Below are 21,690 nucleotides of genomic sequence, written 5' to 3' on the forward strand. Positions count from 1 at the left end.
CGGCATTATGGGTGTCCTCCGTAAGCGTGCACCGCTGCTGTTTCCGACGCTATGGAGAAGGCGACCAGAGCTTGCTCTGGCGAGGGTTACGTGCCGGCAAAAGCGCGAAGCGATCAGGTCTGCGGGTGATCAGCCGCGGGTCCCATGCTGGAGGATGGCAACAGCAGGGTGAAGGTCGTGGGCGTGGCCCGGGTGAGAGTGAGACGGCCACCCGCCGCCTCCGCCATCTCCCGCGCCAGCGTCAAACCGATGCCACTGCCGGCGCCGCCGGTTGCACCCCGCTTGAACACCACACGTGGGTCGAGTGCCAGAGAGCCTTCGTCAGCGACATCGATGGCGACCGCGCCGTCTGGCTCGCGGACGGTGACCTTGACGGCACCACGGCCGTGCCGTAGGGCGTTGTCCAGTAGGACGTCCAGCGCCTGCTCGGCAATGCGGCCGGGAACCAGCAGACTGCCGCTGGCGCGCTCGACGCTGAAACCCAGCTGGCGGTCTTCGGCGGCGAATGCGCCCTGCCAGCGACGCTCTACGCTCTCGACCAGGTCGTCGACCGGCCGGGATGTCGAGAGAACGTGCGGGCCCGGCCCCGCCCTTGCCAGTCGCAGCACCTCGTCGACGGTGCGCTGCAGATGCCGGGACTCCTCCAGGGCCTCCTCCACGGCAGCGCGGAGGTTCGCGTCAGGGTCGCCCGCGGCCGCTTCCAATCCAAGCTGGAGGCCGGCCAGCGGCGTACGAAGCTGGTGGGAGGCGTTGGCGCTGAAGTGCCGCTCGTGCTCGAGCAACTGGGTCAGATGTTCGACCATAGTGTTTTGCGTCCGCCCCACTTGGTCGATCTCGGCGATCGCGCTGGGGTCGGCGCGGGCGGTCAGGTCGCCACTGGCGACGGCCCTGGCCTTCGCCGACAGCTCCTCCAGCGGCGCCGTGAGCGTACGCGCCTGACGCCGTGCTACCAGAACACCGGTGGCGAGCGCGACCAGAGCGAGACTGGTCAGGCCCAGCCAGGCCAGAACGACACGACGCCAGACGTTCTCGGTTCCAGCTGAGGCTCGAACCACGCCTATCACCCGATCGGCGGTCAAAACGGGTACGACGACGACGAGTTCGTCGTCGCTCTGCCCGCGTGCCACGACCGCGGACAGGGCCTGTCGGGTCAGGGAGTCCGCATCCATGGGGCCTCTGCCGTCGCGCAGGCGCCCGGAGAGGTCGTAGACGCCCACCCGGGTGCCGCGTTCCTGAGGTGGCAACTTCACAGCGTCCCCGGCCATGAACTTCGGGTCCACGTGGACAGCGGCAGTCAGGGCAGCACGCTCGAGTTGGCCGCGCGCTTCTGCGAAGGAGGACGTCTGGATCGCCACAGCCAGCGGGACGGCGAGCAGAACCAGCGCGATCATGGCCGCCACGACAGCCACGTGCACCACACGCCGTCTCATACACCCATGATGAGCGCGACACCTGCGGAGATGGGTCGTTTAGACAGCAGACAGGCGCGGCCAAACCGTTGCCGGCTTTGACATTCCGGGCAGCCGCCGACTGGGCAATCGATCCTGGATGAGGTCCAGCCCGGTCACCAAAAGGTTGCATGAGATTGTGACATCCGCGCGCTGAGGCGCGGCCAGATTTAGCCTTCGGAGCATGCGTACGACTGTGGCCAACGACGGTATTTCTGTCTTGCTCATTGAAGACGACGAAATCATAGGGCGGCACCTGGAGACAGGTCTGCGCTCGAACAGTTACGCCGTGACCTGGACTCGAACGGGTCGTTCAGGTCTGAGCGAGGCGCGCCGCCTCCCGATCGATGTCGTCCTGCTGGATCTTGGGCTCCCTGACATGGACGGCATCGACGTTGCCCAGCAGTTGCGCGACGAGTTTCCCGATGTGCACATCCTTATTCTGACCGCCAGGAGCGAGGAGATCGATATGATCGCGGGCTTGGACGCGGGTGCCGACGATTACCTTGTCAAGCCCTTCAGCCTGACCGTGCTGCTTGCCCGGCTCCGCGCCCACCTCCGCCGCCACCCGATCGATTCGTCGGAACCATCCGAGACGGTCCGCATCGGAGACCTGGCGGTGGACCTCGCGGCGCGGCGCTGTTGGGTCGGTGATCGCGAGGTCGACCTGCGCCGCAAAGAGTTCGAACTCCTTGCCGTCCTGGTGCAACATCCGGGGCAGGGAGTTTCCCGGGAGTCGCTCATGTCGCAGGTATGGGACGAGAACTGGTTCGGTCCGACCAAGACCCTGGACGTCACGATCTCCTCCCTGCGCCGCCGCCTGGATTCGGCGGCGGCCACCTCCGGTGTGTCCCTTGCGTTACCCGAGATCATGACCTTGCGTGGATACGGCTACCGGCTGGATCCGCCGACGCCCAGCACACCGTCAGCACGCCGGGGCTGACTGGCAGGTGAGTCGCAACCATTCGTCCACCATTTCCACTGGAACGTCCTGCGCCCTGTTCTGTCGCGCGTCAGACCCCTGTGGCAGGGCGGTTAAGTCAGTCCTGACGGAGTTTCCTCCACATGGGAAAGCCCCAATCCATCCCGGCTGAGATGGAGGCTCACCAGAATCCTCGAAAGAAGTCCGGGCGGCGGTGTCGGATCGGGGCGGAGGTGTTCGCAGCTGGGGTGAGAGGCCGCCCGGGAGGGGCGCCACCCAAATAGACCGACCGATGAAAGGGACGACCATGAACGGCTACATGAGCTACGAATTCGTCAAGCAGCGCCACGCCGACCTCATCGACGAGGTGGGCCGTTCGCGGCCGATCAGGTTCCGGGGCTACCTGGGCAAGTGGACCGGTGTGACCACGAGTGCCCGGCCGCCGTTCGTGGCCGTTGCTCGCGTGTTGACCAACCGGACGTGGACCCCGACGGCGGATTGATGAAGTGGCGACCCGACCGGTGGCCAGGACGCCCTGAGCACCTCCACCATCCCGACCTCCGCGTGATTGAGCAGCCGCTGGGTCCGATCCGGTGTCGCGTCACCGACGTACTCAGCGATCTGCCAACCGTTCTTGCGAGGCAAGTCAGCCAGCAACGCGCTCATGTATTTGCCCGCCTGCCCATGCACCTCAACCCTGGCGAACGCTGGCCGCAGCCGCTCATGCAACTCTGCCAGGTTGGACGCCGCCCGCTGCCCCTCTACGATGGCAGCCGCAGCCGCCTCCCGACTGTCTTTGTTCACAGCATGATCGTCGCGGGGCGGCTGCTCACATGATCAAGCCGACACGCCGACGCCCGGGCAATCAGCCACCAAGGCGACCATGATCAACAAAAGTGCGCTGCCGTACTAGGGAACGGACAATCCAATGACCGAGCTGAACGCGGAACATGCCCGGCGAGCGATCGTCGAACACACCCGACGTCTGGCGGAATCGGCCGCCGCGGCCGGACCTGACGCCGCCGTGCCGACAACCCCGAAGTGGACCATCACTGACCTGGTCGAGCACGTGGGCCAGACCCAGCACTGGGTCGCGGAGATCATCGAGCGGCGCATCACCGATCCCACACAGCTGCCCACGGAGATGGCCATACTCCCCACCGACCCCCGCGAGTGGCAGGCGTGGCTGTCGGAGTCCGCGCAGCGGGTCGCGAGCGCGTGCTCCGATGACGCGCTTGACGCGCCGGTGTTCAACGCCGCGGGGGACGAGCGGTCCGGGACGCGATTCTGGATGTCCAGCTCCCTCAACGAGGCGGTCGTCCACGGCTATGACGCAGCCAACGCGGCGGACCGACCGGCCGACATTGACCCCGACATCGCAGCCGCGCTCATCAGCATCCACTTCGCGATGCTCACGTCCCCCACGTGGGAGATCCAGCGGTCCGAGTCCGCCCACGCCATCCGGGGCACCGGGCAGACCCTGCAGTGGCTGGCCACCGACACCGCGGACGACGCGGGCGCCTGGTTCGTCGAACGGCGGCCTGACGGGGCGACATGGCAGCCCGGAACCCAGCAGGCCGATGTGACGGTGACCGGCCCGGCACGATCACTGCTGCTGACCTTGACCCGACGACTCCCTCTCACCGACCGCGAAGCCACCAACATCAGTGTTGTCGGTGACACCGACCTCGCCCAGCATTGGCTCGACAACACCGCCCACGTCAGCGGCTGACCGGCACCGAGGCGCCCACCGCGCCACGACGAAGGGAACGTTCGGCATGACACCGGTACGAGATGCCGTCATCGGGGAAGCAACGGACGGTGCGGGGGACGTCTATTTCTCGTCGGTTCGCTCCGATCCGGCGTACCGGAAAGTCCCTGTAAGAGATCCGGGAGGCGGTGTCGGATCGGGGGAGCGGTGTTCGTGGCAGGGGTGAGAGGCTGTCCACGAGGGGCGCCCGGACCACAGGGAGATGATCCGAATGCAGTATCTGGTTTCCGTGATCGACGACACGGCCGGCTTGGCCACCCCGGACGAGCAGGCCGCGATCGACGTGTTCAACGACCGGCTCAAGGCGGAGGGTCACTGGGTGTTCGCCGGTGGCCTCGGGGCGCCCGCCACGGCCACTGTCATCGACAACCGGGGTGACGTGGCGGTGTTCACCGACGGGCCTTTCATCGAGTCGAAGGAGTACCTCGCCGGCTTCTGGATCATCGAGGCCGCCGACCTTGACGTGGCGCTGAAGCTGGCCGCCGAGGGGTCCAGGGCCTGCAACCGGCGGGTCGAGGTGCGGCCGTTCCTGTGAGCGTGGTCGAGGTCGGGGAGGCGATCACCCGCGCCCACCACGAGGAGTGGGCGCGGGTGGTCGCCGCCTTGGCCAGGCGTTTCGGTGACCTCGACATCGCCGAGGAGGCGGCGGCCGAGGCGTTCGCGACCGCTGTCGAGCGGTGGCCGGCCGACGGCGTACCCCCTAACCCCGGCGCCTGGTTGACCACGACCGCCACCCGTAAGGCCATCGACCGGATCCGGCGGGAGAACAAGCGCGACGACAAGCACAGGGAGGCTCACATGGTCTACGACGACGGCCCGCCCGAGCCTGTCGGCGCGATCGACGATGAGCGGCTCCGGCTGATCTTCACCTGCTGTCACCCGGCGCTGGCGATGCAGACCCGGGTGGCGTTGACGTTGCGGATGGTCGGTGGTTTGACCGTGGCCGAGATCGCCCGTGCCTTCCTGGTGCAGGAGGCCACCATGGGGCAGCGGATCACCCGCGCGAAGGCCAAGATCAAGGCGGCTCGCATCCCTTACCGGGTGCCGTCGGCGGAGGATCTCCCGGCACGGGTGGCCGGCGTGCTCGCCGTCCTCTTCCTCGTCTTCAACGAGGGCTACCTGGCGACCGGCCCTGACACCGATCCCCTACGTCACGAGCTGACCGCCGAGGCGATCCGGCTCACCCGTCTGATCCGTGCCCTCCTGCCGACCGATGGTGAGGTGGCCGGGCTGCTGGCGCTGATGCTCCTCACCGAGGCCCGCCGCACCGCCCGGGTTTCGGCGAGCGGTGAACTGGTCACCCTGGACGAGCAGGACCGTGGGGCCTGGGACGCGGCGCTGGTCGCCGAGGGTCATCAGCTGGTACGCGAGCGATTAGCTGCTGCCGCCGCCGGGGTGGCTCCGGGTCGCTACCAGATCCTCGCAGCGATCAACGCCGTGCACACCGGCGCCCGCGACGTACGCGACACCGACTGGTCACAGGTCGTCGCCCTCTACAACCAGCTCGTCCGCCTCGACCCCTCCCCGATCATCGCCCTCAACCGCGCCATCGCGGTCGCCGAGCTCGACGGCCCGGAGGTGGCGCTGGCCGCCGTCGACCGCCTCGAGGACACGCTGGCCGGCTACCACGCCTACCACGCCACCCGCGCCGACCTGCTACGCCGGCTGGGCCGCAGCCAAGACTCACGCGCCGCCTACGACAAAGCCATCGAACTGGCCGGCAACACCGCCGAAACCGCCTACCTGACACGCCGCCGCGACCAGCTGCGGTAGCGCCCTGGCCAGATCCCGGTCGAAACCCCGAGCAAAAGCGACAGCTCGAGGCCCTGGCCGGGGCACACCCAAACCTATGCATCGGCGGAATTAAGTGATCGTCTACACACTATCGGCGACCACCGACGAAACCCTGCACGAAAGAGCTCATTCGGAGGCAATCGGAATGTAATTTCCCCCACTTCACCTTCGCCCCCAACATGTCCACGACGCCATCGCCGCGGATCGCGATCGGATCGGGAGCGGGGCAAGCTCCTGCGGTCTTCTGTGTACGACACTGCCGACTGCGATCAACCGTCCGCGGTTGTGGATAGCTGTCCCTTGGATCCGGGTAATAGACCTTGACAGACACCTGGGACACCGCGAATGAACGCGGGGAGGAACGGAGATTGCTGAGAGCTGGAATGGGCGACGACAGCTCCCATGCGAATCGTGGGCCGAGGCGGCGGCTTCCGTCGCGCGTGGCGGCAGCGGTGATACTCCTCATGCTCGCGATGGTTGGTGCCTGCGTTGGCGTTCATCCATCGAAGCCGCGGCGGTCGACCGCTGATCCGACTGACTTTCGTCCTGGACCGGCGGCCAAGGGCGCGCGCGGTGATGATCTTGTTTCGGTGACGACGTTGGTGAAGCACCTCGAGGTCCCGTGGGGGATAACGTTTCTGCCCGATGGCAGCGCGCTGGTTACGGAGCGGCAGAAACTGCGAATCCTCAAGATTGGGCCCCAAAAGGCGTCCAATGGCGAGCTTACGGTGACGCCGGTAGCCACGATCAAGGAGGCATTCTCCCACAACGAAGGCGGCTTGCTGGGTATCGCGGCGTCGCCACGGTTCGCCCACGATCGCACCGTCTTCATCTTCTACACCACCCGGTCCGACAACCGGATCGCGAAACTGCGGCTCGGCGGCAGACCCCAGCCGATCGTCACCGGCATTCCGCTGTCTGGAATTCACAACGGCGGCCGGTTGATGTTTGGGCCTGATGGCTACCTCTACGCGAGCACCGGTGACGCCTCCAATGCCGGGAATGCCCAGCACCTCAGCAGTCTCGGCGGAAAGATCCTGCGGATGACCACCGACGGCAAGCCCCCGCCCGGCAATCCGTTCCGGGGCTCCATCGTGTGGTCGTACGGCCATCGCAATCCCGAAGGAATGGCCTGGGACAGCCAGGGCAACATGTACGTCGCCGAGATCGGCGAAGCGGTCTGGGACGAGCTGAACGTTATCCTGCCCGGCCGTAACTACGGTTGGCCAAAGGTTCAGGGCATGGGCGACGACCCACGCTATGTCAATCCGATCGTGACATGGCGGCCTGAGGTAGGCGTCTCCAACGATCTGGCGATCCTCGGCCGCACCGCGGTCGTGACCTGCCTGCGCGGCCAGCGGATCTATCTGGTGAGCCTCGACAGCGGGATCGGTGTCGGCATCAACACCCGGCGGATCGTGGGCTCAGCAGATACGAGCACTATCCGCTGGCGCCCCGACGCAGGTGTCGCCGCCCGCCCCAAAGAAGCGTTGTACGGCAAGTACGGTCGGCTGCGCGCCGCGATCAACGCACCCGACGGAAGTATCTGGATCACCACCTCCAACCGGGACGGGCGCAACCAGCCAGTCCCGGATGACGACCGCATCGTCCGGCTCACCTTGCGCTCACGCAACCAAACGCCCTCGCGTTGAGAGCCCGCGCGCGACAGACGCCCTCACCACGACGTCAGGGACCACTCCACGCGCGATGAAGCCGCGGAGCGCGTCCTGAACGCGCTATCGGTAAGCGCTGGCCTGGAGGTCGAAAAGCTCGGCATAGGGCCCGCCGGCGGCCATGAGCTCGTCGTGGCTACCCGACTCGGTGAGCTCGCCGTTATCGAAGACGAGGATGAGGTCCGCCATTCGTACGGTGGAGAGCCGGTGTGAGACCAGGAGGGTGATGCCTCCGGTGGCGCGGGTGGCGGCGGACGCGGCGTTGAAACGGTCCAGGAGGGCGTGTTCGGATTCCGGGTCGAGGACGGAGGCGGGTTCGTCGAGCAGCACGAGTAGCGGTCGTTCGCGGAGGAACGCGCGCGCGAGTGCGAGTCGTTGCCACTGGCCGCCGGAGAGTTCGGTGCCGCCGAACCGTTTGCCCAGGCGGGTGTTCAGGCCATCGGGGAGCCGGTCGATCACGGCACGGGCGTCGCCGGCGTCGATGGCCGCTTCGTAGTCGATTTCGTTGCCGAGGTCGTTGTTGGTAAGGGCTGATGGCTCGCCGAGTCCGATGGCTTCTCGGGCGGTGTATTCGTACCGCACGAAGTCCTGGAATCCGGCCGAGATCCGGTTGCGCCAGGCCTGATGGTCGAGCGTACGTAGGTCGGTGCCGTCGACGAGGATGCTGCCGTCGCTCGGGTCGTAGAGGCGGGCCAGCAGTTTCACCATCGTGGTCTTGCCGGCGCCGTTGTCTCCGACCAGGGCGACGGTGCTTCCTGCCGGGAGGTTGACGCTGAGATCGCGGAGCACGGGGCGTTGCGTGCCTGGATAGGCGAATGACACGTTCTGGAGTTCGATGCCACGCCGCAGAGTGGTCGAGGGCTCCGCGGTGCCGGCCCACGCGACGTGTTCGCCAACGTATCGGCGCAGCCATCGGATGTGTCCGACGACGTCCAACATCGCGATGAGCACGCGCACGGAGTCGGACAGGCGTTGTGCGGCCTGGTCGGTCTGCGGCGCGAGGAGCATCACCATCGTCACGTCTCCCGGTGTCGCGCGTCCCTGTCGTGCCAGCCAGAGGACGAAGACGATCGCGGCACCGTAGGCGAGTCCGAAGAGTACGCGGGCCGCGATCTCCAGAAGGTTGCTCTGCCGCCGGGCCTGCCAACGTGGGCCGTTCTGCAGGCGGAACAACTCCGCGATCCGGTCAGTGAGGAGCCCACGCAACCCGAACGCGCGGACCTCCAGGCCGTGCCTCGGGTGACTGACGATCTCCAACAGCCGGAAAATGCGCCGGTGGTGCTCCATCGTCGCGGTGATCGCATGCCGGAACTGCCGCGCGCCAAAGGCCGACGCCCACAACCGCAGGAGTCCCAGCAGGGGCAGCGTCAACAGCAACGGGTGGATGCCGGCGAGGAGGACGAGCACGGTTGTGGTGCTGACCAGGACCGCCAACCCGCTACCGATGGTGCCCGCGGTGCCTTTCAACCGGCGGAACTCCTCGCGGGCGGCGCCGAGCCGGTCGGCGATCTCTGGCTGCTCGTGATGGGCGATCCCGGGCGGCCTGGTGGCCAGGTCCAGAAGCTCGCGCTGCAGCCCGATCTCGATCCCGTCTTCGAGCCGGTGGCGTACGGCGTCGGAGAGCACCAGACCGCCGAAAGCGACCGCCAGCGCGCCAAACAGGACGGCGGCGCCCGCCGTCACCGAACCCTGCCCGGTCACGGCGTTCACAATCCGGGCCACACCATAGGCCTGCAACGGCCCCGCGATGGCCATCACCACCACGAGCAACAACTCGGTCGCCGCCAACGAAGGTGACGCCGAAATGGTCAGGCGTACCAGGGCAACCAGTGAATCCCACCGCTCACGCATCCCCGTCGCCTCCCACATAACGCGCCGCCTGCAGCTCGAACATCTCCGCGTACCGGCCGCCCATCTCCAGCAGCTCGTGGTGTGACCCCTGTTCGGCGATCACGCCCTCCTCGAGGACGCAGATCCGGTCCGCGTTTCGTACCACCGAGAACCGGTGCGAGATCAGCAGGGACGTCACGCCGGTGGCGAGCTTCAGGTAGCGGTCCACCAGCTCCGCCTCGGACCGGACATCCAGAGCCGCCGCGGGCTCGTCGAGCACCAGCAACCCGGCTCCGTCGTTGACCGCATAGAGAGCCCGCGCCAGGGCCAGCCGCTGCCACTGCCCGCCCGACAGGTCTCCACCATCGGTGACCGAGCGCTCCAGCACCGTGTCCCAACCCCGCGGTAGCGTCGCCACTGCCGCGTCGACTCTCGCGGTCACCGCCACCGCGGCCAGCCGCTTCTGGTCCGGTGGTTCAGCGAGGGTGACGTTCTCCGACGCGGTGAGCGGCAGCCGCAGGAACTCCTGCGTGACAGGCGCCAGCCGGCGCTGCCATGCGGCCAGCTCGTGATCGTCGAACTCGGCCAGATCCACTCCGTCCACCACGACCCGTCCCGCGCTTGGACGGTAAGCGCCTGCCAGCAGGTGCACCAATGTCGACTTGCCGGCGCCGTTCAACCCGACCAGACCAATCGCCTCACCCGCGCCCAGTCGAAGATCCAGGCCGCGAAGCACGTCGACGTCCGAACCCGGGTAGCGGAACCACACGCCCTCCAGCCGCACCTCCGGCGGACCCGACGGCAGGCGAGGCGGATCCACCACCGCGGGCCCGGCGACCCTCGCCGCCCACGCGCCAACGGTGGCGTCCTTGCCGTCGGCGTGTTCGCCGCTCCGGTGCTCGCCTTCGCGTACGGCCAGTGCGGTCCCAGGCAACCGGTACAACGACTGCAGGGCAGAGGTTGCCCGCTCCATCGAAGCCGCGGCGACCCCGTTGGCCGACATCGCAAGGCGTAACAACGCCGTTAGTACGGTCGCGACCTCGGCCAATCCCAGCAACCCAGCGTTGACATCCCGCACCAGAAGCCAGACGGCGAACGCCAGCGCACCCAGATGCGCCGCGTACACCACCATGGTCCGCAACGTCGCCACCTGACGAACCCGCCACAGCGGCACCATCCCCGCCCGCCAGTCACGTACGTACCGGTCCATCAGCCACGGCGCGAAGCCGAACACCCGCAGCTCCTTGGCCGCCGTCCCCATGCCCAGTTCGTACGCGTAGTCAGCTTCCCGGCCGGTCCGCGTCCCGCTGCGCCACGTCACCTGCTCGACCGCTGACATGCGCGCCGACCACCACTCGACCAATGCCGTGGTCGACAACAGCAGGGCCGCAGCCGGCCACGAGAACAACACCCCCACGAGCACCGCGGAACCGATGGCCAGCAGCCGCGACCGAACAAGCTCAGCCAGCGGGAACAACCCCACCCAGATCGCGCGGTTTCCGATACCCCGAGCCCGCCGGGACTCGTCCGAAACCGCCGGTGACTCCAGATGGCCGATCCTGGGCGACGCCGTCATCGTCGCGGAGATCGCCCGATAGACCACCTCATCGGAGTCGTACGTCAGCCGCGTTGTCGCCATGCTTGACAGCACGGTCAGGACACCATCCGCCGTGAACACCAGGACCAGTGCGGCCACCAACAGTGAGAACGCCGTCAGCGACGGCGCACCCGGACCACCGGCCACGAACGCCGGCGTCAGACCTACCACCTGACCGATCAGAACGGCCACGGCGAGACTCGTCACCGCGCTCAGGACCGCCAGCGCCAGCAACCCGCCACCAAGCCGTGGCGCCACCACTATCGAGAAACGCAGCAACGCGAACATCCGAGCACCCTCACCAGCCCACCAAGCTCATCAGGGCTGGCTCCCCACCCGCCCCCGGCGGTCGCTCATCCTAGTAAAGAGACGCCGCATCGGCTTTGATGCCGAACGCAGATCAGGTGGAGCGGGCCAAGCGGTAACGGACTTCAACATTCCCGCTCCCACCCGCCTTCGCTGATACGTCGTGTCCGAACCGGTCGTCCGGTTGGATCCGTCGCTGGTTCCCGCCGCCGTTCGCCTCATCTATCTTCTCGATAGCCAAGATCGCGAACCGAGTGCGGTGTGGCGCGGGTGCGTGCGCGCCGGGGGGAGGGGCGAGGTCGATGCGGGACGAGGACGCGGGGCACCAGCTGCGGAAGTGGCTCCTGGCCAGCGATGTCGACCGGCGGAGGTTCCTGGGGGTGGCCTCGGCAGGGGCGGCGGCGCTGGTCTTTGGCAGGGGTCCATACACGACGGAAACCCTTGCCAGTCAGAAATTCGCCGACTATCCGTTCCAGCTCGGAGTTGCCTCCGGCGACCCACTGCCTGACGGTGTTGTGCTCTGGACCCGCCTGGCACCAAAGCCGCTCGACGTGAGTGGTGGGGGAGGTATGAAGAGCGTACGCGTTCCGGTCCGCTGGGAGGTCGCCGAGGACGAGCGCTTCCGTACGGTCGTACGCGCAGGAACGACCTCGGCCTATCCCGAGCTCGCCCATTCCGTGCACGTCGAGGTCTCGGGGCTGCAGCCTGACCGGTGGTACTTCTACCGGTTCTCCGCGGGTAACGAGATCAGTCCGGTGGGGCGTACGAAAACCGCACCCGCACCCGGCGCGTCGCTCCAGCGGTTCAATTTCGCGTTCGCGTCCTGCCAGATGTACACCGAGGGCTACTTCACCGCGTACGACCACATGGTGAACGAGGACCTCGATCTCGTGGTGCACCTTGGCGACTACATCTACGAGTACGGCATTCCGTCCAACGGCGGTTACCGTAACCAGCCGACGGTGCTGCCGGACTACCTCATCACCGAGCCGGTGACGCTGGATCGCTACCGGCTCCAGCACGCCGTCTACCGGAGCGAGGCGCCTCTGCAGGCCGCCCACGCCGCGTTCCCGTGGATCGTCACGTGGGATGACCACGAGGTCGAGAACAACCATGCCGGCCTCGTGCCGGAAGTCGGCAGCCAGACGCCAACCCTGGAAGAGTTCCTGGTCCGACGCGCCAATGCGTACCGCGCCTATTACGAGCACATGCCGCTGCGACGAAGCTCGGTGCCGGCCGGGCCGGACATGCAGCTCTACCGGCGCCTACGGTACGGAACGCTGGCGGAGTTCAATGTCCTGGACACCCGGCAGTACCGCGACGACCAGGCGGCCGGCGACGGTAACGACCCGCCCAACCCCGAAAGCCTCGATCCCTCCCGCACGCTCACCGGAGCCGCGCAGGAGGCCTGGCTGCTTGACGGCCTGGCCGCGTCGACGACGACCTGGAAGGTCATCGCCCAGCAGGTGTTCATGGCGCAACGCGACTTCGGCGCGGATGACGCGGTGCTGTTCAGCATGGACGCCTGGGACGGGTACGCACCGAACCGCGACCGCATCCTCGGGGCCATCGCGGAGGGCTCGATCGCCAACCCGGTGGTCCTTACCGGCGACGTCCACGCCAACTACGCCAACAACCTGAAAGCGAACTTCGACGATCCCGCATCACCGACCATCGGTGTGGAATTCGTCGGGACCTCGATCGCCACCGGTCGCGACGGCGCGGACACCAGCCCGAGCGGCGACCGGATCCTGGCGGAGAACCCACACATCAGGTTCTTCAACGGCCAGCGTGGCTATGTCCGCTGCACGGTGACCCCGCAGGCGTGGCAGTCCGACTACCGCGTCGTGCCGTACGTCACTCAGCCCGGCGGCGAGATCCACACCCGGGCGAGCTTCGTCACCGAAGCGGGAAACCCGGGCCTCCAACTCGCCGACCACAACGCCGTTCCGACGCTGCCGGAGTCGGCGTTCGAAACCGAGGAAGAACGCCGCGTCAAGGACGAGCGACTGGGCCGCGGCCCGACGGCGTGAGCCGCCAGTGCGTGCCCACCGTCGTACGACGGACAACAAGGGAGCGACCATCATGCTCGACCGTCCTCTTCGTGCCCGTGCGCGCGCCCTGCTGGCGGCGGCAACCGCGCTCCTGCTCTGCGCGGGTGTCGTGCCGGCAACGCTGGCGCCCCCGGCTGTCGCATCACCGGCGTCGGCGGCGGGCAAACCACGCGCGTCGATCGTGCTCTCGTCCCAGCCGGCCGCGGTCGAGCTGAGGCAGTGCATGACCGAAACCCTGCGGGTCGCGATCACGAACCAGTCGGGGGAGTCGACGTTCGTCGATCTCACCGTCACTCCAGACGCGCCGCTGTGGAGCGCGAACACCCGCGTCTCCACCTACGTACCAGCAGGTGGCACGGTAACCGTTCCCGTCCAGATCTACGTTCCTGAGGGCGCCGCGGACGGTGAGTACGACGTGCTGTTCGGAACAAACGCCGTCGCACCACGGGCGCGACTTTCGGTCCCCGTCGCCGTGTCGGCCCCGAACGACCGGCGGTGCGTTCCGCGAAGCGCGATGGCAGTGACGGCATCGAGCGCCCAGGAGCCGGAGAACGCCGCCGAGAAGGCGATCGACGGTGCCACCGCCACCATCTGGCACGCGAGATACCGGCCGGACCGGACCTACCTCCCGCAATGGATCAGCTTCGACCTCGGCGGCAGCTACGACGTGGCCGAGCTGTCGTACCAGCCGCGTCTCGACGGCAACCTCAACGGCACGATCACGGCGTACACGGTGCTCGCGAGCACGGATGGCGAGACCTTCACCGAGGTGGTCAGCGGCACCTGGGTGGGTGACGCGACGCGCAAGACGGTGGCGTTCAACGCACCCGGCGCGCGGCACATCCGCCTCCTGGCAACCGCGGGCGTGGCGAACTACGCCTCAGCCGCGGAGATCGTGCTCTTTGGCCGGGAAAGCGACGGCTGACCTGGCAGCGGACGCTGCACCGCCACGCGCGAGGCTCGGCCGGCCTGAAGCGCGATGGCGATGAGATTCCGTGCTGGTGCTGGAAGGTCTCGCCCCGACGCCCATACAACGCGCAGCCGTCGACGCAGGTCCAATCCGTTCACGGGGACCTCGATGAGGCGTCCCGCGGTGATGTCGTCGACGACGGCCAGAGAACTCAGTACGGTGGGCCCGGCGCCGGCGGCTACAGCCGCTTTGATCGCGGTGGTGGAGGAAAGCTCGGCGACGGGCGCTGCGGTCGGCGCGTACATCTCGAGCCCGCGGACAAGGATCTCCCGGGTGCCGGAGCCGACTTCGCGGAGGATCAGTGGCGTCGCGGCCAAGTTCTCCGGCGTCAGTGGCACGGAGCGGCCGGCCCACGGATGGCCTCGTCCGACGACGACAACGAGGTGATCGGTCATGATCTGGCGGGAGCGGAGGCCCCGAGGAACGCCGAGCCCTTCGACGAATCCGATGTCGGCGCGGCCATCCAGCACCATGTGACCGACCTCGACGGAATTGGCGACATGGAGCGACAGCGCCAGGTCTGGCGAGTAACCCCGCAAGGTCGTGAGCCAGCCGGGTAGGAGGTACTCCGCGACTGTCAGGCTCGCCGCAACCCGTATCCGAGCAAGGAGTCCAGCGCGCAACGCGCGGACGCCCTCGTCCAGAGCGGAGGCCGCATCGATGACGTCGCGTGCCCAACTCGCCACCATCGTGCCGGGTTGGGTCAGCCGCGAACCACGGGGCGTGCGTTCGACAAGCTCGATTCCCAGCAGGCGTTCAAGGTTACGGATACGGAGGCTGGCCGCGGGCTGGGAGATGCCATGCTCGTGGGCGGCCTGACCGATGCTGCCCAGTCGCGCCACGGAGAGCAGAAGATCCAGGGCACCCAGATCTGGAACGCTTGACGACAGCGGCATAAGCCGACTCTACGGGCTGGTCATCTGCACGCTAGGTCACCACCAGGACGCCGGCGTACGCGGTAATGAACGCCAGCAGTGAAGCGGCAAGGCCGACGCCAACCGCGCGTACGCCAAGCCGGCGCAGCGCCGCGAACCGCACGCCGGTCCCCAGCCCGAACAGCGCGGCGGCGAGGAGGTAGCTGTCGACGATCTTGGCCGTACGCAGGATCTCGGCGGGCAGCACCCCGGTCGTGCGGACCGCAATGCAGGCGAGAAACCCAACGACGAAGAGCGGCACCATGGGTGGTCTGGTGCGCCCCACGCCCGCGCCACGGGTGCGTCGAACGACGCTCATACCGGCCACCATCGGGGCGAGGGTCACAACGCGGGCGAGTTTGACAATCGCGGCGACCGCGACGGCGCCTGGAACCACCGCCGCCGTGGCCACCACCTGGGCCACCTCGTGCACGCTGGCGCCGACCAAGATCCCGAACTGCTCGGGAGACAGGCCAAGCGGCACTCGCACGAGTGGCAGGACGACGATCGCGAGCGAGCCGAAAAGCGTCACCATGGCAAGAGCCGTGACGACATCCTCCTCCTCGTTGTCCGTCACGCCGTCCATTGCCACGATCGCCGACGCACCGCAGATGGCGGTACCGGTCGCCAGCAACAGCGACGCGCCAGGGCTGAGCCCAGCCAACCGACCGAACCAGCGGGTCCCGACGAACGTCAGCAGGACAACCGTCGTGACAAGGAGGAGAGTCGGTGCGCCGAGTGCCAGAACGTCGGGGATGGCGAGTTGCAGGCCCATCAGTACGACACCGGCACGCAGCATCCGCTTGGCGGCGAACTCCAGGCCGGGACGCGTCGTATCGGGTACGAACCGGAGGTTGACAAGCAACGCGCCCAACATCACCGCGGCTACGGGTACACCGATCGCCGGGACGATGGAGTTGATGGCGGTTGAGGCGAGCAGGCCCGCACCGACAAGGGCAAGCCCCGGCACCAGGGAACGCGACCTTGGGCCACGGGCGGAGGTCTCGCCCTTGGACTCCTGAGTGGTGACGTGGCTCATGGGTGCTTCCTCGCGATCACACCCCCAAGGGTTCTCGCCTGCGACCGCTGCCGGTAGGGGTCAGCGTCCTTCCACCACATAAGCACCGGTTATGACTCGCCCGAGACGATCAAGCGACCTTCGAAACGAAGAAAAGGTAAGTACGTATTCGTCTACCTGGCCGGCCTTGGCCGGCCATCATACCTGTATGACTTGATCATCGTGGAGGAGAAGGATCAAATGGTTCGTACCAATAAGGAGGAGACGTCGACATGTTCGAACTCGACTTGATCGGCACCTGGTGGCATCGGCGCCGGCGCAAACCACGCGGACCCGCGGCCGCCGCTGTCGCGATCGTCACACTCGCGGGTGTCGCGCAGGCTCCACCCGTGGCGGCGAGCGACCAACCTCCGGAGCCCAGGAACCTCGCCGCCGGCCTCGGCTACGCCTGGTCGCAGGCCCCGGATGCCGCCTACCCGGACGAGGGCAGGGAACTCACTGACGGCGAGTTCGGCTCCCTTGATCGCAACGACCCCGCGTGGGTGGGGCATACCAGAGGCAAGACCCGCGAGGTGGTGATCGACCTCGGCAGCAAGCAGTCGGTGTCCCGCATCAGTGCCCATTTTCTGCAGGACTGGCCGACCTCCTCGATCCTCGTACCGCTGACAGTGTCGATGTATGTGTCCGACGACAACCAGTCGTGGGCGAAGCTGGCGCACAAGTCCACGCAGCTGTTGTGGGGCGATGGGCCGCCGCGTGACGAGACGTACTCCTGGGACGCGGCTACCGACGGGCTGCCGGACCGCAACGTCAGGGGCACAATGGCGTATACGAGATATGTCAAGGTGATGTTCTCGGTGCACACCCGGGCCTCGCAGCTTCTGGACGAGGTTCAGGTCCTCGGCTTCGACGGTAAGACCAAACAGGCCGTGACCCCCCGCCCGGACCATCCGGCTTACCTCGCGCCGGGCACCGCGACGGCGGGTATCAGTGACCTTGCCCTTCTGTACAACGGCTATTACGAAAGCGGGAAGGGTAACTGGACCAAGGACCGGATCATTCCATACCTCGCTTATGTCGACACCTCCGGAAGGCCGGTCGAGCCGCTGTTCGACGGCGTTCTCTATCTCGGCCTGAGAACCCCAGACGGTCGCGACTTCGGATCTGGGGACACAACGCTCTCTGACTGGAACTGGTATCTCGACAAGACGTTCGCCGCACACGGCGACCTGACGGCGTTGAACGAGGCCGCCAAGGAGGTCGCCAACGGTCTCGGCAAGCCCAGGTTGCGCACCAAGGTTGTCCTGATGATTCCGGACCCCGGTGAGTGGCTGACCGACTTCGGAGATGTCGATGGTGATGGTGTCTCTGAGAACGTCAACGAGGCCTCCGTCGGACGCGACCGCGCGATTGCCAACCGCGAGAAGATCGTTCGCTGGTGGATCGACACTGTCCAGAAGCGCTGGGCGAGCGCTGGCTACTCCCACCTGCAGTTGTCCGGACTGTACTGGCTCTCCGAGCAGATCAGCACCAGCGCCTCCGGCCCGGAGACGCTACGGCGGGTCACTACGGCAGTGCACGACAACGGTTTCAAGCTGTTCTGGATCCCACACTTCCTTGCGTACAAGAGCCACCTGTGGTCCGTGGTGGGCATTGACGCGGCGGCATTCCAGCCCAACTACTTCTTCGAGGAGATGAGCGCCGAGCGGATCGACGACGCGTCCAGCATCGCCAAGCGGTACGGCATGGGCGTCGAGCTGGAGTTCGACGAACGAATGCTGACGGATGACGTCTTCCGCAACCGCTACATCAGGTACCTGAACGGCGGGGTCGAGTACGGCTACATGAAGAACGCCTTTCTCGCTTACTACCAAGGCAACGATGCCGTTCTCCAGGCCGCGTACAGCAGCGACCCACGCCAGCGAGTTCTCTACGACTGGCTCCACGAATTCGTCCGCGGCACCTACCGCCCGCAGCCGGTCAGCTAGCTAGTATCGGTGACCTCCTATTGCCGACCAGGGCGGTCGTACACCCGGACATAATCAACGTCGAAGGTGTTCGGAAAGACGGTGCTGGCGTCAGGCGGGCCACCCCGGTCGGAATTGACCCAGACCCCGCTGTTGAGTACGACGTACATCGGCTTGTCAGGAACGTAAGAGCCGCTGAACTCTCCGGTCGGGCGGCCGTCGATGAAGAAGGTCGCCCGACCGGGTTCCCAGAGCAGAGCGTACCTGTGCCAGCCGGTCGACGGTGCTGGGTCATAGGTCCAGCTGCTGTCCCAGCGGACGTTCGGCCAGGAGCCGGTCGCGATGCCCTGGTGCATTCCGTCGATGCCGCCGAACCACTCGGCCACGTCGAACTCCGGCGGCCAGCTGCGGTCCTGCGGCACCAGCCAGAACGCCGGCCACAGACCGCGCCCGGCGGGGTACTTCGCGCAGATCTCCCAATAGCCGTAGGCCTGAAAGAACTTGTCGTGTGAGGACATGAATCCCTCGGTGTAGGCGTACGTCCCGACCGGGTCGTCGCCGACCACAGGTGTGTCGTCAGCCACCAGGTGCAGGCGCCCATCGCGGATCACGATGTTCTCGTCGAGCGCGTAGCTGCCATAGGAGGAGTTGTGGTAGCGGCCGCCCGCCCGACCGGGAAAGTCCATCGTGGTATTCCATTTGGTGCGGTCGAGCGTGGGCCGCGTGAACTCGTCGTGCCACGCCAGTCGCCAGCCCTTTCCGGGTGGCTGCGAGCGCGCACAGGGTGGCGCACCCGCCGCCTGATGCTCGGTGGCCCGAGCCGACTCCGCCGCGGTCGCCGCGGCAGGCGGCAGAGCCGCGAGGGCAAGGCTGGCACAGGCGGCGAGTGCGAGCCCCGCAAAGTGGCGACGCATAGGTGACCTCCTACGAAACTCCCGCAGTGGCATGCCCACGCGAGTGAACACGGGTGGCGGTGGCGCGTCAACGACTGTGACCGAGGTTGTCCACGGCAGCTGCCGCGGCGAGAACTCTCGCCCGGCCGACAGCGGGACCCCGGGACTCAGCGGCTCATAGCGGTTTCGCGCTCTATACACGTCAGCTTCTCGGGGTTGCGCACGTAGTAGATCCCGGTGATGAGGCCGTTCTCGACCCGCACCGAGTAGACGCCGTCGATCTCGCCGTTGAGCCGCATGATGAGCGCTGGGGACCCATTGATCTGTGCCGGTTTGACCGACATCTGCGCGCCGACCATGTCTAGGGCGACGGCAAACAACCGAGCCACCTTGTCGGCTCCCACGATGGGCCGCGGAATGGCCTGCTTGACGCCGCCACCGTCGCTCAAGGCGACGACGTCNGGNGCGAGGATGTCGAGCAGGCCCTGCAGGTCGCCNGTTTCGACCGCCCGTTGGAAGGCCTCGAGCGCGGCTCGGGTCTCGGTCGGGGAGACGACCCCGCGCGGCCGGCGCGCGGCGACGTGTGCCCGCGCCCGGTGGGCGATCTGGCGGACCGCGGCCGGATTCTTGTCGACGGCTTCCGCGATCTCGTCGTACCCCAGATCGAACACCTCGCGCAGCACGAACACCGCCCGCTCCGTCGGCGTCAGCGTCTCCAGCACCAGCAGCATCGCCATCGANACGCTGTCAGCCAACTCGATGTCTTCGGCCACGTCNGGCGCGGTNAGCANNGGCTCGGGCAGCCAGGGGCCGACGTAGGACTCCCTGCGCCGNCCGAGCGTACGCAGCCGGGAGAGCGCCTGCCGGGTGGTGATCCGGACCAGGTACGCGCGCTGGTCCCGCACTGTNTCCAGATCACCCTGCTGGTTTCTGGCCGCCCACCGCAGCCAGGTCTCCTGGAGGACGTCCTCCGCATCCGCCGCCGAGCCGAGCATCTCGTAGGCGACCGTGAAGAGCAGGGCGCGGTGGGCGACGAACACCTCAGTAGCGGGGTCGGGACGGCCGTCCTCGCTCATGGATGGCTCCTGTCCTGCCGGTTTGCCTGCTCGAAACCATGAGACGCCGGACGCGACCGAGTTGTGACAGCGCGGTTGCGTGACGTGGGTCACGCAGGCTGCTGCGCTGTCACAAGGATCGCGTCGTCGCGTGGGGCCGCTTCGGCCCCGAGTCGTTCGTCTGAGCGTGGGGCTGGTCGTCACGCAGTGTCGCCGGATGACCTTCTGAATCAGGGACTTTCGACCCTACGTCGGCGAGCAGTGCGTCATGTGTCGTCTGAAGCTGAAGACATCGTGGGCGGAGACCAGCCCAGGGATCGATCCGCTGAGCGGATACACCGACTGAGAGATGTGGCTCAGCGCAATTTTCATCGACAAGACGGTCAAGAAGGACTTCTCGCACCTGTTCGCTGAGCAGGTCGGTGGCGTGTGGGCGCGGGCTGCCCTTTCGTCGCCTCCAGGTCCTGAGCGCGACGCTCAACACAGCGGTGCGCGAACCGTGCGGTCCGATTGCTGGTCGGGAATTTGGAGATTTCGGTGACTACCACAAGCGGAATGGGTCGGAACGTCGTGAACGCCGACCGCGGCGAGCAGGACGTGCCCGGCGGGCAGGAGTTGGCGCTCGAGCGGCTGCTGGCGGCAATGGTGGATATGCGGGACGGCAACTTCCGCCGTCGCCTCACCGTCACTGGCGACGGCGTGGCCGCGAAGCTGGCCGCGGTGTTCAACGAGATCGCTGAGCACAACCAGGACTTCGTGGCTGAGTTGATGCGGGTACGCGAGGACACTGGGCGGGGCGGTCAGTTGGGCGAACGGGTGCGCCTGGACGCGGCACGCGGCGGCTGGTCGGTCGCGGTGACGTCGGTCAACGACATGATCGAGGACCTGCAGCGGCCCACCACCGAACTCAGCCGGGTGCTCGCTGCGGTCGCTGAGGGAGACCTGTCGCAGCGGATGCCCCTCCACGAGTCCAGCCGGCCTTCCGACAGTGAGTTGGACGACCTGAGCACGACGGTCAACGGGCTGCTCGACCAGCTGTCGCTGTTCGCCTCCGAGGTCACCCGAGTGGCGAGGGAGATCGGCACCGACGGCCGGTTGGGTGGTCAGGCGCAGGTGCCGGGTGTGGCTGGCACGTGGCGGGATTTGACCGATTCGGTGAACTTCATGGCCGGAAACCTGACCGCACAGGTACGTGACGTGTCCCAGGTCGCCAAGGCGGTCGCTCGCGGAGACCTCAGTCGCAAGATTTCGGTCGAGGTCTCCGGCGAGATGCTGGAGCTGAAGTCGACGATCAACACGATGGTTGACCAGCTGTCGGCGTTCGCTGATGAGGTGACGCGGGTTGCGCGTGAGGTGGGCAGTGACGGTCGGTTGGGTGGTCAGGCGCAGGTGCCGGGTGTGGCTGGCACGTGGCGGGATCTGACCGATTCGGTGAACTTCATGGCGGCGAACCTCACTGGTCAGGTGCGCAATATCGC

The 21,690-nt window shown here is 67.0% G+C and carries 17 protein-coding genes; 10 read left to right on the top strand and 7 right to left on the bottom strand.

The annotated features are described in order from the left end of the window. Positions 1–113: 113 nt before the first annotated feature. Positions 114–1,430: a sensor histidine kinase gene (locus B141_RS43405; protein WP_040422637.1), complete on the bottom strand. Its 1,317-nt coding sequence runs from the start codon at positions 1,428–1,430 to the stop codon at positions 114–116. Between the two features lie 202 nt (positions 1,431–1,632). On the opposite strand from B141_RS43405, the gene B141_RS0129145 reads away from it, so the two are divergent. The 6 genes from B141_RS0129145 to B141_RS0129175 all read left to right on the top strand — a co-directional run bounded on the left by B141_RS0129145 (position 1,633) and on the right by B141_RS0129175 (position 7,587). Further along, positions 1,633–2,391 (top strand): response regulator transcription factor, encoded by a 759-nt coding sequence (locus B141_RS0129145; RefSeq protein WP_026257659.1) that lies wholly within the window; start codon positions 1,633–1,635, stop codon positions 2,389–2,391. Between the two features lie 271 nt (positions 2,392–2,662). Beyond that, entirely contained in the window at positions 2,663–2,872 is a 210-nt protein-coding gene (locus B141_RS0129150) for a hypothetical protein (protein ID WP_157181379.1), read from the top strand. Positions 2,873–3,298: 426 nt separating this feature from the next. Further along, entirely contained in the window at positions 3,299–4,102 is an 804-nt protein-coding gene (locus B141_RS0129160; protein ID WP_020578730.1) for a maleylpyruvate isomerase family mycothiol-dependent enzyme, read from the top strand. 250 nt (positions 4,103–4,352) lie between these two features. Continuing rightward, positions 4,353–4,676 carry a YciI family protein gene (locus B141_RS0129165; RefSeq protein ID WP_020578731.1) on the top strand — a complete coding sequence of 108 codons (324 nt, stop codon included), beginning with the start codon at positions 4,353–4,355 and terminating at the stop codon, positions 4,674–4,676. Then, positions 4,673–5,914 carry an RNA polymerase sigma factor gene (locus B141_RS0129170; protein WP_020578732.1) on the top strand — a complete coding sequence of 414 codons (1,242 nt, stop codon included), beginning with the start codon at positions 4,673–4,675 and terminating at the stop codon, positions 5,912–5,914. Before B141_RS0129165 ends, B141_RS0129170 begins: the two co-directional genes overlap by 4 nt. 494 nt (positions 5,915–6,408) lie before the next feature. Further along, entirely contained in the window at positions 6,409–7,587 is a 1,179-nt protein-coding gene (locus tag B141_RS0129175) for a PQQ-dependent sugar dehydrogenase (protein ID WP_237742841.1), read from the top strand. 84 nt (positions 7,588–7,671) lie between these two features. Here the strand turns inward: B141_RS0129175 and B141_RS43410 are convergent, their stop codons facing one another. Both B141_RS43410 and B141_RS46305 read right to left on the bottom strand, forming a co-directional pair. Further along, positions 7,672–9,459 carry an ABC transporter ATP-binding protein gene (locus tag B141_RS43410; RefSeq protein WP_084678597.1) on the bottom strand — a complete coding sequence of 596 codons (1,788 nt, stop codon included), beginning with the start codon at positions 9,457–9,459 and terminating at the stop codon, positions 7,672–7,674. Further along, positions 9,452–11,323 carry an ABC transporter ATP-binding protein gene (locus tag B141_RS46305; RefSeq protein ID WP_020578735.1) on the bottom strand — a complete coding sequence of 624 codons (1,872 nt, stop codon included), beginning with the start codon at positions 11,321–11,323 and terminating at the stop codon, positions 9,452–9,454. Before B141_RS46305 ends, B141_RS43410 begins: the two co-directional genes overlap by 8 nt. A gap of 320 nt (positions 11,324–11,643) precedes the next feature. Here B141_RS46305 and B141_RS0129190 point away from each other — a divergent pair, with 320 nt between their 5' ends. Further along, positions 11,644–13,374: an alkaline phosphatase D family protein gene (locus tag B141_RS0129190; RefSeq protein ID WP_020578736.1), complete on the top strand. Its 1,731-nt coding sequence runs from the start codon at positions 11,644–11,646 to the stop codon at positions 13,372–13,374. 52 nt (positions 13,375–13,426) lie between these two features. Further along, positions 13,427–14,320: a discoidin domain-containing protein gene (locus B141_RS0129195; protein ID WP_157181380.1), complete on the top strand. Its 894-nt coding sequence runs from the start codon at positions 13,427–13,429 to the stop codon at positions 14,318–14,320. On the opposite strand, the gene B141_RS0129200 is transcribed toward B141_RS0129195, so the two are convergent. Together B141_RS0129200 and B141_RS0129205 are read right to left on the bottom strand one after the other, a co-directional pair. Further along, positions 14,269–15,261, bottom strand: coding sequence for a LysR family transcriptional regulator (locus B141_RS0129200; RefSeq protein WP_020578738.1), 993 nt, complete (start codon positions 15,259–15,261; stop codon positions 14,269–14,271). The genes B141_RS0129195 and B141_RS0129200 overlap by 52 nt on opposite strands. Positions 15,262–15,292: 31 nt before the next feature. Next, the gene (locus B141_RS0129205) at positions 15,293–16,318 is read right to left on the bottom strand and encodes a YeiH family protein (protein WP_020578739.1); all 1,026 of its coding nucleotides are present in this window, start codon (positions 16,316–16,318) and stop codon (positions 15,293–15,295) included. 251 nt (positions 16,319–16,569) lie between these two features. On the opposite strand from B141_RS0129205, the gene B141_RS0129210 reads away from it, so the two are divergent. Then, positions 16,570–18,285, top strand: a complete 1,716-nt coding sequence (locus B141_RS0129210; protein ID WP_020578740.1) for a DUF4855 domain-containing protein — start codon at positions 16,570–16,572, stop codon at positions 18,283–18,285. A 17-nt stretch (positions 18,286–18,302) separates the two neighbouring features. Here B141_RS0129210 and B141_RS46310 read toward each other — a convergent pair whose 3' ends face one another. Both B141_RS46310 and B141_RS0129220 read right to left on the bottom strand, forming a co-directional pair. Continuing rightward, on the bottom strand, positions 18,303–19,178 hold the full coding sequence (locus tag B141_RS46310) for a glycoside hydrolase family 16 protein (protein WP_020578741.1): 876 nt from the start codon (positions 19,176–19,178) through the stop codon (positions 18,303–18,305). A 146-nt stretch (positions 19,179–19,324) separates the two neighbouring features. Continuing rightward, on the bottom strand, positions 19,325–20,233 hold the full coding sequence (locus B141_RS0129220) for an RNA polymerase sigma-70 factor (RefSeq protein WP_020578742.1): 909 nt from the start codon (positions 20,231–20,233) through the stop codon (positions 19,325–19,327). 516 nt (positions 20,234–20,749) lie between these two features. On the opposite strand from B141_RS0129220, the gene B141_RS0129225 reads away from it, so the two are divergent. Continuing rightward, positions 20,750–21,690 (top strand): HAMP domain-containing protein (locus B141_RS0129225; protein ID WP_237742840.1); only part of this gene is annotated, 941 nt, incomplete at its 3' end.

This window comes from Actinopolymorpha alba DSM 45243 (genome assembly GCF_000373925.1).
GTDB lineage: Bacteria > Actinomycetota > Actinomycetes > Propionibacteriales > Actinopolymorphaceae > Actinopolymorpha > Actinopolymorpha alba.